Raw genomic sequence first — 13,556 nt, 5'->3', positions numbered from 1 at the left:
TTCACTCCTCATTTTTAGTCGTCAAAATATCAATCCGAGTAATCCCCAAAACCCCAATTCCCATCCACATCGCTCCTAGCACACCTCCATATATGAGCGTGCTCTTTGCCGAGAGCACGAACTGCGTCACATCTGTGTGCCTCACCCACATCAAATGCCCTGTTGGGAAAAGTAAATTCGTACTTCTCAGTCCACTACACAAAAAAATCATCACCAAAAGAACAGCTGCAATTTCCTTCACGAAGAGTGTCAGGAGCACGAAAAATAGACAACTGAGATTCATCCCTAAAAACAAATAGCCAGCGTACGGTAGCATTCTAAAAAAAACAGAAAAGTCAAACCTAAATAACAAACTGACAGCCATGATAATAGAGATGTAGCTAAGAAGCAGTACAATATTTAACATCAAGATGACACTGCACTTACTTAGCCAGTAAAGCGACCGGTTCGAAAGTTTAACAAGCACGTGACTCGCTTCGCCGAATAAATCCACACGCAAAAAATCATGCGAGATTAGGATGGGAATTAAGAGCAGGAGAAACCATGTTGCCGGAAATTGCAGAGGGTTGTCTTTCAAAACTTCGATCGGGATACCACCCATCATATTGATAAGTAAGTCGGCGACTGAGTTTTGTTCGAAAGCGGTAGTCTTGGCCTCCTTAAAGGTTATTCCGATTAGTATAAATAAAACCGCAATCATTCGTTTGTAGCTTTTCGCGGCGAGTAGCAGGCAGTCACGCCTCATTAATAAGCGAAGTTGTTGCATCTTCTTGCCTCCTCATCAATAGAAATTTTTCTGCCTGATTATGCTGTCTATCACAACAAAAAGCAATAAACTGATGCCGATGAAAAAGGAAATCCGCATCAGCGCTTCCGAGAAAAACAAATCTTCTGGCGCACTCCAAAGAATTCGTTTATTAATGATGGATTTATTGAAATACACATCAATACTTTGATCGATCGGCAAGATAAATAGCACGATTATAATCGCCGCAATAAAGTAACGAATCAAGATAGTGGCGAGAATAAAGATAGCTGCAATAAAAACCAAGAAGCTCCAATATAGCAAAACGAGTTTAACTAACATACTCAGCGAGCAAGAGATACTACCGTTCGCAAAGAAACTTGCCAAAAAAGCGAAAACAGTATAAGCGAAGATATAGACCGTCGCAGTAAGTACGGATCTTCCGATTAAGACAGAGACTAATTTGGATCTGCTGCCTAATGCGAAAACATGGTTAGTCAGCAAGCAATTTACAACCATAATATATAATAAAATGGAGAAAGCTGGCAAAATGATTTTTTCTAACAAACCACCACCAAAAAAGGTGAGCAAATCGATTCCATCAGTAATTTCTGATGAAAACGCCGCGTTCATAACCGCTGCAAAAACGGCTATCCAAATGCCTATAAAAAGCCATTTTTTTGCTTGGATATCCAGTGCCATTTGCTTAAACGCATACTTATTTAATAACATTTTTTCTAACTCCAAAGATATAACCGATTGTCGCTAGCGCCGTTCCAACACACAAGACACCTACCATAATTTGCCAAGATAAAACAGGGGAGGTAATTTGCTTAGAAAAAAGAGTTGGATAATATGACAAGACATTCTCAACATCGTCTGGAATAACATAGTTCCAAAGATAGTCTATGATGTAAGCGGTAAGAAATATCACAAAACTTTGTTTCAAAAACATTCCAACCGCTAATGCGATCGTTGCGAACATTCCAGCAGAGAAAAAAGCAATACCAATATACATCAACATATGTAAAAAAGGATGTGCATAATATAACTCTGGAAACAGTGTCGTAGAATTTAATAATGGAACGGCTTCATTCGTCGTGACTACTAAATCGGGCTGATGATTGGGTAGCAGCATAAAACAGCCATAGATATTTAGTAAAAGTGGGGCTATAAAAATCACACCTCCAAGAATGAAATTATAGCCATATAGATTAGCAAAGTAACTTATTTTTTTCCTTTTCAGATAGATATGGTCAAAAAATCCGGCCTTTTTATCAGACGCATAAATATCCGCAGCTGCCATTGCTGCAATAATTGGCATAAACTTAAATAATAGATGAGGAACTTCCGATCCTGTAAAACTCTCGATCCATCTCGTATAAGGAGAACCTCCATAAAAACGATTAGGATAAATGTCTGCAATTAAATAAAAAAGAGATAACAACATTCCAGTAGCTAATGCAATCTGAAATGGTTTTCGTTTAAAAATACGTCGAATAAAATAATGGTGCACCCTACCACTCCTTTTTATAAAAAGATCCATAGTCAGCTGACCGTGAATCTTTCTGATTAACTATCTTCTCGAGTCAGGACTCCAGGCTCCTTCAACATTATTGGGATGTTTTGGATCAGCTCCAGCTTTGATCGAAGCACTTGTTCTTCCTTCTTCTCTCACATAGTTCGTCATCTTCTTTATTCCACGAACGTGTGCACTATAATAGTTTCCACCTGAACAATTCTTACTTGTCCACCCATTACCACCAAGAACCCATGCTGATACTTTGTTTTTATTGTTTTTTACGTAATTAACTTTCATATAAACAGCCGAAGTATTATTTTTTTTGCGAAATTTAGTATGATCGTAATCTGGATCATTTTTCGATGGTGCTAATCTCAAATTAAATGTAGTATCTCCGGTATTCCCGACTGCATTAACATTCACTATTCCAAAACTTCCCGCTATCAAAACCATCCCAAAACTAACTGCTAGTATTCTTTTCAACATGTTGAAACTCCTCCTTGATGTCATTTTAGTCACTTTTCAGTGTAGCATAGGCAACAGGACCTTTAGAATACCTAGACCTAGAAAAGCTAAGTAGTCCCACTCATTGTTCACAAATTCGTTGCATTTAAAAACTACATAAAAAAACAGACCGCTTACGCGAACTGTTTTCTAAGTTAAATTTTTTCAACTTGGTCAAAGTCAACTTCAACTGGCGTTTCCCGCCCGAACATGTTAACCATAACTTTGGCTTTACCTTTATCAAAGTCCATTTCATCCACTTTACCAGAATAATCCGCAAACGGCCCTTCTTTAACCATAACTGTCTCGCCGATTTCGAAATCAGCTTCTGCAGCTTTGTCGACCATTCCCATACTTTTCAGGATTCGGTCAGCTTCATCTGGAAGAAGCGGTGTTGGTTTTGATCCCGATCCTGCCGAACCAACAAAACCAGTTACGCCCGGCGTGTTTCGCACGACATACCAAGAATCATCCGTCATCACAATTTCAACTAGCACATAACCTGGGAAAGTTTTCCGTTTGATTGTTTTCGTTTTACCGTTTTTAACTTCTGTTTCTTCTTCCTCAGGGACGATTACACGGAAAATTTTATCCGACATGCCCATTGATTCTACACGTTTTTCAAGATTCGCTTTTACTTTGTTTTCATAACCGGAATAAGTGTGAACCACATACCAATTTTTTTCCATCACATTTTTTGACAGCCTGTGCTGTCTTCCTCCTTCAAATTAATCATTTATCTTTAGACTCATTTTTCTCAAAACAAAAAACCCGCATCAATCGGGTTTTAGCTCAAGTAGTATTATAGCATTCTTTTTAAAAAAATCCTAGCTTTTACATAAGAAGTTGAATCAATTGTTCAATTCCAAAATCTAAGACCATGAAGAAGACAGCAAAAAGAATAACTGTGATTACTACAGTTACCGTATATTTCACCATTTCTTGACGCGTCGGCCATGTTACTTTGCTCATTTCAGACGCTACATTTTTAAAGAATCTCGTAATTGCGGACATGCTTATAAACCTCCAATACCTCTATTTCGTTTCTCGATGTAAAGTGTGTTTATTACAGTGCCGGCAAAACTTCTTCACTTCTAATCGAACCTGCTTATTTGATCCACTGGCACTTACTGTGTAATTTCTTGAGCCACACTCGCTACATGCAAGTGAAGTTTTCTTTTTCATTGACTTCTTTCAACTCCGATACTATTTCACTACGTGGTGTTTCAAAGAAGACTATTCACCTTTATAAATATATCACTAGTTGCCCCCAAACGTCAAACCCAATTCTGTGAAGATTTTGTTACAGTTTTTGCTCAAGAAAGTTCCTGCCCCATTTTTCTTTTAATGCGCTGCAAAGCATTATCAATTGATTTTTCTTTCACATCGAAGTTCTCAGCCATTTCTTGGTAGCTTCTTCCTTCCAAATATTGCTGCAAAACTTTTTTCTCAAACGGACTCGTAACTTGTTCTAATTTTTTGACCGCATGAGCCAAATCTTCATTTTTTATCAAGAAATCTTCCGGAGTTTCCGCTTGCTTTTCTGAAATCACATCTATTAACGTCCAGTCAACCACATCTTCATCCGACGCAAGTGGCGTATCTAGCGAGACCGACTGATTAAGAGGCATGTTTTTCTTTCGCAGTGAGCGCTTCACAGCCGAAAGCAATTGCCGATTAATGCACATTTCGGCAAACGATTTAAAAGAAGCTTCCTTTTCCGGATCAAAATCGCGAATCGCTTTAAAAAGGCCGATCATGGCTTCTTGAATCAAATCATCTCGTTCTGCTCCTTGCAAAAAATATTGCGTAGCCTTCCAGTAAACCACCGGCTGATACTTTGAAAAGAAATATTCAAGCGCATCCGCATCTCCATCCCGAGCAAGTTCAAGCAAATCCAGTTCATTACGTTCTTCATTATTTTCATGCTTCAATGTCGGCTAAGCTCCTTTGTAAGAAGATTTTTAGGTTGCCTTATTATAACGAAGCAGAACTTCTACCGTCAACGACTATTTTTCGCCTCTTCGCCAGTTTTCTAACTGCTCAATCACTTCAGAATCCAAATTTAGTTTTGATTTTGGCTTTTCTTCCTGGATACTTTTGATTTTCTTATCAATATCCCGCCCCATTTCTTGAATTTCAAAAAAGAGTTCTCGTGACGAAATCCGAAGTGCCCCTTGTCCAAAAATGGCCCATTGTTCTGCATAATCACTCGTTGCAACCATAATTTGCGTTTTGGCATTCTTCCATTCTACAGCCTTGCGTTCAATATACTCATCCGCAGTTTCATCTTCCTTCGTAAAAATCACATCAATATTATTTTGACGAAGCTTTCTTTTAATACCCCGAACATACTGTGCATCAAACACAACAACAACCTGATAACCTGAATAGCTTTGATATTCAGCCATTAGTTCAATCAGCATGTTCCTAGCCGACTCAAGATCATAATCCTTCAAACGACTTAAGTTTGGCCAAGCACCAATGACATTATAGCCATCAACAAGTAGTATCCGTCTCATTATTTCAACTCTCCAACGGATTCCGCTTGCGATAAACTTCGTACATCAAAAGACTTGCAGCAACAGAGGCATTAAGCGACGTTACTTTTCCTATCATCGGTAAATGAATTAGAAAGTCACACTTCTCACGAACCAAGCGACTCATCCCTTTCCCTTCACTCCCGATCACAAGCGCAAGAGCAAGCTCCGCATCCATCGTACGATAGTCACTGCTGCCAGACGCATCTGTCCCAAAAATCCACAAGCCGCGTTTCTGCAACTCTTCCATCGTTTGCGAAATATTCGTCACTCGCACAACGGGAATATATTCAATCGCTCCAGTAGATGCTTTGGCAACCGTTTGCGTCAAACTAACAGAACGCCTTTTTGGAATAATAATTCCGTGCGCGCCAACCGCATCTGCAGTTCTCATAATCGAACCTAAGTTGTGCGGATCTTCAAGCTCGTCCAAAATAATAAAAAATGGTTGCTCGCCCTTTTCTTCTGCGCGTTTAAACAAATCATCCAATTCATAATAATGATAAGCTGCCACCTGCGCCGCAACACCTTGGTGAGCACCTTCTGCGACCTTGTCAATTTTCACTTTTGGCACAAAGCGTACATCAATTTTTCTTTCCTTTGCAAGACGAACCACTTGTTGCATCACACCTTTATTTGAGCCCTCTGCAACTAAAATTTGTTGAATTTCCCGTCCTGAGCGCAGCGCTTCGAGAACCGGATTTCGTCCACCAATCCAATCTTCATTTTTTGCCATCCAGATTCTCCTCCTCAATCATTTGCACTGCCAAAAGCAGCCATTCCTCAAGTCGACTTTCCTCTTCACCTAAATATAAATAGCCAATCACAGCCTCGAAAGCTGTCGATAAATTATAAGTCGCAAGATCCGTATTTTTAGGAGCCGAATGCGATTTTGCATTTCGACCACGCCGATAGACCGCTTCCTCTTCTTCCGTCAAAAATCCTTGCTCTAAAAGTCTGGTTAAAACCCTTGCTTGTCCCTTTGCAGAAACATATTTTGTTGCCGTCTTATGAAGTTGATTTGGCTTTGTTTTTCCTGACACAAGCAAATGCTCACGAATATATTTTTCATACACCGCATCGCCCATATACGCAAGCGTCAAGCCATTTAACTGTTTATAATCTTTCACTCGAGGCATCGCTTAACCCCGTTTCCAGCGCGTTCCGTGCGCCGTATCTTCCAAGATAATATTCTTTTCCTTCAACAAATCACGAATTTCATCCGCACGAGCAAAGTCCCGCTCATTTCTTGCTTGGAGTCGTTCCTCGATCAACGCATCAATTTCCGCGTCTTCCAGCCCAGAAACAGTCACTTGTTCCAATTTAATCCCTAATACATTCGCAAAGAGCTGTAACATACTCAAGAACTCACGGAGAACCGTTACCGAGACTTTGTCACGCGCTAAATAAATATTGGAACGCTTCGCGAGCTCATAAAAAGCTGTAATAGCATTTGCCGTATTAAAATCGTCATCCATTTCCGATTCAAATTGCTGTTTCAATTCCGTTAATTGTTCGAGCCACTCATCTTGATGCTCTGGTTCAAAGTGATCCTCATCCATCGTTTCAAGGCGATATTTCAAATTTTGATAAGCCGTTTGCAGACGTTCTAGGCCATTTGCAGCATCGCTAAGCGTAGCATCGCTAAGTGAAATCGGTCGGCGATAATGAACAGAAAGCATGAAAAAGCGAATCACATTTGGGTCAACTTCTTTGAGAAGATCATGTAGCGTAATAAAATTGCCAAGCGACTTCGACATTTTCTCGCCGTCAATGTTTAAAAAGCCATTATGCATCCAGTAATTAGCAAACGTGTGTCCCGTTAAAGCCTCCGACTGCGCAATTTCATCTTCGTGATGTGGAAAAATCAAATCTTGACCTCCAGCATGAATATCTATCGTATCTCCTAGATATTTCTTCGCAAGCGTCGAGCATTCAATGTGCCAACCAGGACGTCCATTTCCAAAAGGACTTTTCCAGTAAATTTCACCCGGCTTAGCTTTTTTCCACAGCGTAAAATCCAATTGTTCTTCTTTTAGTTCATTTGTTTCAACACGCGCACCGTGGCGCAACTCTTCAATCGGCTGATGCGAGAGCTTACCATAATCAGCAAATTTTCGCGTCCGGTAGTAAACATCGCCGCCAGATTCGTAGGCAAAACCTTTTTCAATCAGCGCAGAAATAAACATAATAATATCATCCATATTTTCCGTAACACGCGGATTCACAGTGGCTTTGGCAACATTTAATTGATCAACATCATCAAAGTATGCGCCAATAAATTTATCTGCCACTTCTGGAACAGTAAGCTTCAATTCCTCCGCAGCCCGAATCAGTTTATCATCCACATCCGTAAAATTCGAAGCAAAATCCACATTATAACCTCGGTAAGTGAGATAGCGACGCACTGTATCAAACACAATGATTGGACGAGCATTCCCAATGTGAATGTAGTTATACACCGTTGGACCACATACGTACATTTTTACTTTTCCAGCTTCAATCGGCTTAAAAGCTTCCTTCTCGCGCGTCAACGTGTTATAAATCTGCAAAGTCATTTATCCATCGACTCCTTTTTCTCCTCATATTGAGCTAATTTTCGTTCTAGCACTTCAATGCGTTCATATAAATTTTCCAGATTCGGCTCAGCATGTCCCACAGATTTCCCATTAATCCTGACCACTTTAGCTGGAATCCCAACTACTGTTGCATAAGGCGGAATATCTTTTAAGACCACTGCTCCCGCACCAATTTTTGATTCTTCGCCGATCGTCACCGGACCGAGCACTTTCACACCAGCTGAAATCATCGCACCATTTTTCACCGTTGGATGCCTCTTACCCGTATGTTTCCCCGTTCCGCCAAGTGTTACACCATGAAATAGCACTACATCCGTTCCAAGCTCCACAGTTTCCCCAATAACGACACCAGCCCCGTGATCAATAAATAAACGTCTACCAAGTTCTGCTCCCGGGTGGATTTCAATATTCGTTAAAAATCGCGCTACTTGCGAAATGATTTTTGAAAAAAGTATCAACTTGCGCTTGTAGAAAAAATGAGCCAACCGATATGCCCAAATGGCATGAACACCCGCATTTGTGAAAAACGCATCCACATAACTTCGCGTTGCTGGGTCATTTTTCATAATCGCACGCAAATCCTCCTTAACTTTCCATACCATGTCGTTTCCTCCTAGATCCCTCTTTTGCTGACTCCTATCAAACGAACATTTATTCAAAACAAAAAGGCGCCCCCATAAAAACAGAGACGCCTTGCGCGGTTCCACTCTGATTGAGCTTTTCTCAAAAAAGCCCCACCTCATTACTAGTTTTAACGGCCTGCGCCGTCTTGCGATACTTCATTTCCCGCAAGAACTCCAGGATGCATTTCCAAAGTCGTTTCACTAAGTCCTTCCCAGCTCACCGGACTCTCTCTTTAAGTTCCCCGCTTTGTACTTCTTCCCATCTACGTTTTCGTTCATTTGAATACCTTTATTATAACAGCAAAATTTAGAAGCGCAAGCACACGAACTTTAAACCTGCAAGAGCCGCCTAAATCGTATTAGTCCCGATGCTTCATCGTCGGGAATAGCAGTACATCGCGAATTGAAGGAGCGTCTGTTAGAAGCATAATCAAGCGATCCATTCCGATTCCAAGTCCACCAGTTGGTGGGAGCCCTTGTTCTAGAGCAGTCAGGAAGTCTTCGTCCATTTCATGTGCCTCATCGTTTCCTTGTTCCCGCTCAACCATTTGAGCTTCAAAACGTTTTCTTTGATCGATTGGGTCATTCAATTCCGAGAATGCATTCGCATGTTCGCGACCCACAATAAAGAGTTCAAATCGATCCGTAAATCTGCCATCTTCTTTATTTTGCTTAGCAAGCGGCGAAATTTCGATCGGATGCCCGTAAACAAAAGTTGGCTGAATCAATTTTTCTTCAACAAACGTTTCAAAGAACTCATTTAAAATGTGTCCGTAAGTCATGTGTTCCGTAATTTCCACATGATGCTCTTTCGCAAGTGCACGTGCTTCTTCCGTTGTAACATTCCAAAAGTCAATGCCCGTATATTCCTTAACGGCATCAACCATGTGAACTCTTCTCCATTTCGGTGCAAGATTCACTTCATATTCACCATAAGTGATAGTTGTTCCTCCAGTAACTTTTTCAGCCACATAAGAAACAAGGCCTTCCACTAAGTTCATGATATCTTCAAAATCTTCATACGCCGCATAAGATTCAAGCATCGTAAATTCAGGGTTGTGACGTGTTGAAATCCCTTCATTCCGGAATACCCGTCCGATTTCATACACTTTATCCATGCCGCCTACAATCAAACGTTTCAAGTGAAGTTCTAGCGCGATACGCAAATACAAATCCATATCAAGCGCATTATGATGCGTTATAAACGGTTTAGCTGCTGCACCACCTGCGACAGTGTGAAGCACTGGCGTTTCCACTTCTAAGTAACCATGGTCATCCATGTAGTCACGCGTATATTTTAAAATTTGACTACGCATCACAAACCGTTTTTGGCTTTCCTCGTTAGTAATTAAATCCAAATAACGTTGTCTATAGCGCTGTTCCACATCTTTCAAACCATGGTATTTATCCGGTAGCGGACGAAGCGCCTTTGTAAGCATCATAAAGTCCGTTGCTTTTACAGAAAGCTCTCCCGTGTTTGTCCGAAATACCGTTCCCTTAATTCCAATGATATCTCCTAAATCGGCTTGTTTAAAAATTGCATATTCCTCTTCGCCGATATTATCCTTACGAATATAAATTTGAATTTGGTGGAAGCGATCTTGGATGTGCGTAAAGCCGACCTTTCCTTTTACACGTTTGGTCATGATTCGTCCCGCAACGGATACTTCAATAGCTGCTTCTTCCAATTCTTCCTTCGATTTATCTTTATATTTTTCTTCCAGTTCTTCCGGACTTGCCGTACGGTCAAATTTTCCGCCGAAAGGATCGACGCCTTCAGCACGCAGTGTATCCACTTTTTCACGGCGAACAATCAGCTGGTCGTTTAATTCTTCGTGATTTTCGTGACTCATGTCATGACACTCCTATTCTTTTCAATATCTACAGATGTTTCCATTATACGCTTAAACCTCCTCTTTTTTCTAGCCTAAAACGAAAAAAAGTTGTCTAAATTTAAATTTAGACAACTTTCCCACGTATTAAGATTGCTTAGATAACGTTTTTTGCTCATATTGCGCAACGAAATCACGCAGAATTTTTCCCATTTCTTCTTTTTCACTTGCTTGGTTAACTGCGACTTTTGCACGTGTACTTCCCCGAGCACCTTTCAAATAGTAAGCCGCATGTTGTCTAAATTCTCGAACCGCAATATTTTCACCTTTCAAAGCTACGAGACGGTCAAGATGAAGCAAAGCCGTTTCGATTTTTTCACGCGGTTCCGGTTCAGGAAGAAGCTCGCCTGTTTCTAGATATTTCACCGTCCGGTAAATCATCCACGGATTGCCAAGTGCCGCGCGTCCGATCATAACACCATCAACGCCTGTCTCTTCAAGCATCCGCTTCGCATCTTCAGGCGTCTTCACATCGCCATTTCCGATAAACGGAATCTTAACGGCCTGCTTCACATCACGAAGAATATCCCAGTTCGCTTTTCCTTCATACATTTGCACACGCGTTCTGCCATGCATCGCAACAGCCGATGCCCCTGCACTTTCCGCAGCTAATGCATTTTCAACTGCAAAGACGTGTTCATCATCCCAGCCGATTCGCATTTTAACCGTCACAGGTTTATCCACGGCTTCCACAACCGCTTTGACCATATCGTGCACTTTATTCGGATCAAGCAGCCACTTCGCCCCAGCTTCACACTTAATAATTTTATTCACTGGGCAACCCATGTTGATATCTATAATATCTGCGGTCGTATTCTCAGCAACGAATTTTGCTGCTTCAACAAGCGTTTCTTTTTCACCACCAAAAATTTGCAAACTAAGCGGCTTTTCACGCTCATCTATATAAAGCATATCAATTGTTTTCTTGTTGCGGTAAGCAATCCCTTTGTCGCTGATCATTTCACAGCAAACAAGGCCTGCACCAAATTCTTTTACCGTAAGCCTAAACGCAGAGTTTGAAATGCCGGCCATCGGTGCAACAACCACACGATTCTTAATCTCCACATCACCAATTTGAAACATTTAAAAACCCCTTCCTTTTCCAAAAAATTCCTTATTCATGCGCTAGTGATATGTTAACACAGATTTAAAGATTCGCAAGCCATTTTTCACAGTTTTACTTAAAAATCTGTTTTTAAAACCGTTTGCCCAGCAATCAAATCCTCGCACCAATAGTTAAGAGCCACAGATTCAGCAATTTCTCGCAAAGGAATCATGACAAACGCACGCTCTTTCATATAAGGATGTGGGATTTTAAGCTTTTCCGTATCCATCACAACATCTTCATACAACAAAACATCAATATCAATCAAGCGCGGCCCCCACTTGAACAAACGAACACGTCCTAGTTCAAGCTCAATTGCAAGACAACGATCAAGCAATTCATCTGGTGAAAGACTTGTCGCAACTTCAACCGCAATATTAAAAAAGATATCCTGATCTTCATAACCAACCGGATCCGTCTGATAAACACTCGAAACCTTTATAACAGAAATTCCGCTTGACGCCGCTAGCATTTGCACAGCATCCATCAAATTTTGCAGGCGATCCCCCATATTTGTTCCAAGCGAAAGATAAGCCGTCTTCATCACAAAGCACGCTCCCGTTCAATTTCCACCGCAACCGAATGATAATGGCCAGGAATCGGCGGGTTCGGCTTCACCACTTTGACAGTTACCCGCGAAAGAAGTGGATAGCCCGCCAAAACCTCCGACGCAATAGTCTCTGCTACAGCTTCGATCAGCTTAAACCGCTTCCCTTCCACAACTGCCTTCACCGTCTCATACACATCCGCGTAGCTCACCGTATCTTCCACGCTATCCGTTTCCCCTGCCTTCTTCGTCGACAGATGCAAAACAAGTGAAATTTGAAATGTTTGTCCCAACTTGTTTTCCTCCGGCAAAACACCATGATACCCATAAAAACTCAGTTCATTCATATAAATTTTATCCAATGTTTTCATCCCTTCTCCTCATCCAAAACTACTTTCCCAGTGATCGCATCCGTCATTTTAACCATCCGAGCAATCGGCAACACATCGTGCACACGCACAATCGAGCAACCTTTTGTAACTCCATAAACTACCGTGGCTCCCGTACCTTCCACGCGCTCGTCTGACGGAAGATCTAGCACCCATCCGATCGTCCCTTTCCTGCTTGTTCCAAGAAGCACTTCATAACCCAAATCTACGAGCTCATCCACACGACGCAAAACTTCGAGATTTTGATTTTTAGTTTTCACAAAGCCAAAACCAGGATCAAGAATAATAAGCTCATCCGAAACACCTGCATCCTTACAAATCTGAATACTTTCCAGCAAGTCTTCCTTCACATTTTCCATAAAATTTGTATACGCTTGGTCCTTACGATTATGCATCAAGCAAATTGGAATTTGATACTTGGCCGCCACATCTGCCATCCGCGGATCAAACCTTGCGCCCCACTGATCGTTCAAAAAATCAGCGCCAGCAAGAACCGCTTCCTCAGCCACTTCACTTCGCCAAGTATCCACAGAGATCCAAATATCTGGAAGCGCTGCTCGAACCGCTCGAACTGCAGGCAAAAGACGCTTTCTTTCATCGTCCGCAGAAACTGGTTCATGACCTGGTCTTGTTGAAATGGCACCAATATCAATAATTTCTGCGCCATCATCCGCCATTTGAACGGCATGTTCAACAGCTTTTTCAAGCTCTATGTATTTTCCTCCATCAGAAAACGAATCTGGAGTCATGTTTAAAATTCCCATCACCATACTTGGGTGATCTTTGGCCCACATTTTTTTCATTCCGCTCACCTCATCGTTATTATAGCAAAAACTAAGCAACTTTACGCTAGTTTTTGCAAAAAAGGAAAGCGCTTTACCGAGCAATCCTCCCTAAGCCATTTACGGCGAGTTTGATACGCCTAGTCCTCATTTCCACTCTCAAATACCAGACACAAAAAAATCGATGCGGAAAAGAGAGTAAACCGCATCGATCAAAAAGGGAGTTTTGGGATTTTCATTCTTTTGGGAGAAAGAAAATGAAAAAGTTTTGCTTGTTGTTAGCTTATACATATATTCTAACCAGCTTAGAATAAAACTAGCTGGGAAT

18 protein-coding genes and 1 other annotated feature are annotated in these 13,556 nt (G+C 41.2%); all 18 genes read right to left on the bottom strand.

Annotated features, from left to right (window positions below):
* Position 1 precedes the first annotated feature (1 nt).
* The 18 genes from HCK02_RS04010 to folP all read right to left on the bottom strand — a co-directional run bounded on the left by HCK02_RS04010 (position 2) and on the right by folP (position 13,249).
* Positions 2 to 766 (bottom strand): hypothetical protein, encoded by a 765-nt coding sequence (locus tag HCK02_RS04010; RefSeq protein WP_167628839.1) that lies wholly within the window; start codon positions 764 to 766, stop codon positions 2 to 4.
* A gap of 15 nt (positions 767 to 781) precedes the next feature.
* Positions 782 to 1,477, bottom strand: a complete 696-nt coding sequence (locus HCK02_RS04005) for a hypothetical protein (protein WP_167628838.1) — start codon at positions 1,475 to 1,477, stop codon at positions 782 to 784.
* The gene (locus HCK02_RS04000) at positions 1,464 to 2,261 is read right to left on the bottom strand and encodes a hypothetical protein (protein ID WP_167628837.1); all 798 of its coding nucleotides are present in this window, start codon (positions 2,259 to 2,261) and stop codon (positions 1,464 to 1,466) included. The genes HCK02_RS04005 and HCK02_RS04000 overlap by 14 nt, the downstream gene beginning before the upstream one ends.
* Before the next feature lie 60 nt (positions 2,262 to 2,321).
* On the bottom strand, positions 2,322 to 2,753 hold the full coding sequence (locus HCK02_RS03995; RefSeq protein ID WP_167628836.1) for a DUF2712 domain-containing protein: 432 nt from the start codon (positions 2,751 to 2,753) through the stop codon (positions 2,322 to 2,324).
* 173 nt (positions 2,754 to 2,926) lie between these two features.
* A complete protein-coding gene (nusG, locus tag HCK02_RS03990) occupies positions 2,927 to 3,460 on the bottom strand; it encodes a transcription termination/antitermination protein NusG (RefSeq protein ID WP_036070118.1) in 534 nt (177 codons plus the stop codon).
* Between the two features lie 145 nt (positions 3,461 to 3,605).
* Positions 3,606 to 3,785, bottom strand: coding sequence for a preprotein translocase subunit SecE (gene secE / locus HCK02_RS03985; RefSeq protein ID WP_036070117.1), 180 nt, complete (start codon positions 3,783 to 3,785; stop codon positions 3,606 to 3,608).
* A 21-nt stretch (positions 3,786 to 3,806) separates the two neighbouring features.
* Positions 3,807 to 3,956 (bottom strand): 50S ribosomal protein L33, encoded by a 150-nt coding sequence (gene rpmG, locus HCK02_RS03980; RefSeq protein WP_077913506.1) that lies wholly within the window; start codon positions 3,954 to 3,956, stop codon positions 3,807 to 3,809.
* Positions 3,957 to 4,087: 131 nt separating this feature from the next.
* Positions 4,088 to 4,705 (bottom strand): RNA polymerase factor sigma-70, encoded by a 618-nt coding sequence (locus HCK02_RS03975; protein WP_167628835.1) that lies wholly within the window; start codon positions 4,703 to 4,705, stop codon positions 4,088 to 4,090.
* 75 nt (positions 4,706 to 4,780) lie between these two features.
* Entirely contained in the window at positions 4,781 to 5,293 is a 513-nt protein-coding gene (locus tag HCK02_RS03970; RefSeq protein ID WP_167628834.1) for an NYN domain-containing protein, read from the bottom strand.
* Positions 5,294 to 5,297: 4 nt separating this feature from the next.
* Positions 5,298 to 6,047: a 23S rRNA (guanosine(2251)-2'-O)-methyltransferase RlmB gene (rlmB, locus tag HCK02_RS03965; RefSeq protein WP_167628833.1), complete on the bottom strand. Its 750-nt coding sequence runs from the start codon at positions 6,045 to 6,047 to the stop codon at positions 5,298 to 5,300.
* Complete coding sequence (locus tag HCK02_RS03960) at positions 6,034 to 6,450, bottom strand: Mini-ribonuclease 3 (protein ID WP_167628832.1); 417 nt, start codon at positions 6,448 to 6,450, stop codon at positions 6,034 to 6,036. The genes rlmB and HCK02_RS03960 overlap by 14 nt, the downstream gene beginning before the upstream one ends.
* Positions 6,451 to 6,453: 3 nt before the next feature.
* A complete protein-coding gene (gene cysS / locus HCK02_RS03955) occupies positions 6,454 to 7,869 on the bottom strand; it encodes a cysteine--tRNA ligase (RefSeq protein WP_167628831.1) in 1,416 nt (471 codons plus the stop codon).
* The gene (gene epsC, locus HCK02_RS03950) at positions 7,866 to 8,492 is read right to left on the bottom strand and encodes a serine O-acetyltransferase EpsC (RefSeq protein ID WP_167628830.1); all 627 of its coding nucleotides are present in this window, start codon (positions 8,490 to 8,492) and stop codon (positions 7,866 to 7,868) included. The genes cysS and epsC overlap by 4 nt, the downstream gene beginning before the upstream one ends.
* Before the next feature lie 79 nt (positions 8,493 to 8,571).
* Positions 8,572 to 8,788, bottom strand: a binding site (T-box leader).
* Positions 8,789 to 8,872: 84 nt separating this feature from the next.
* The gene (lysS, locus tag HCK02_RS03945; RefSeq protein WP_167628829.1) at positions 8,873 to 10,366 is read right to left on the bottom strand and encodes a lysine--tRNA ligase; all 1,494 of its coding nucleotides are present in this window, start codon (positions 10,364 to 10,366) and stop codon (positions 8,873 to 8,875) included.
* A 126-nt stretch (positions 10,367 to 10,492) separates the two neighbouring features.
* On the bottom strand, positions 10,493 to 11,488 hold the full coding sequence (gene dusB / locus HCK02_RS03940) for a tRNA dihydrouridine synthase DusB (protein WP_167628828.1): 996 nt from the start codon (positions 11,486 to 11,488) through the stop codon (positions 10,493 to 10,495).
* A 98-nt stretch (positions 11,489 to 11,586) separates the two neighbouring features.
* The gene (folK, locus tag HCK02_RS03935; RefSeq protein ID WP_167628827.1) at positions 11,587 to 12,054 is read right to left on the bottom strand and encodes a 2-amino-4-hydroxy-6-hydroxymethyldihydropteridine diphosphokinase; all 468 of its coding nucleotides are present in this window, start codon (positions 12,052 to 12,054) and stop codon (positions 11,587 to 11,589) included.
* Positions 12,054 to 12,419, bottom strand: coding sequence for a dihydroneopterin aldolase (gene folB / locus HCK02_RS03930; RefSeq protein ID WP_167628878.1), 366 nt, complete (start codon positions 12,417 to 12,419; stop codon positions 12,054 to 12,056). Before folB ends, folK begins: the two co-directional genes overlap by 1 nt.
* A gap of 5 nt (positions 12,420 to 12,424) precedes the next feature.
* Entirely contained in the window at positions 12,425 to 13,249 is an 825-nt protein-coding gene (gene folP / locus HCK02_RS03925; protein WP_167628826.1) for a dihydropteroate synthase, read from the bottom strand.
* Positions 13,250 to 13,556: the final 307 nt, after the last annotated feature.

It is taken from the genome of Listeria valentina, from assembly GCF_011800755.1.
GTDB lineage: Bacteria > Bacillota > Bacilli > Lactobacillales > Listeriaceae > Listeria > Listeria valentina.
Note: the sequence above shows the minus strand (reverse complement) of the source record. Positions and strands in the feature narration are given on the sequence as shown.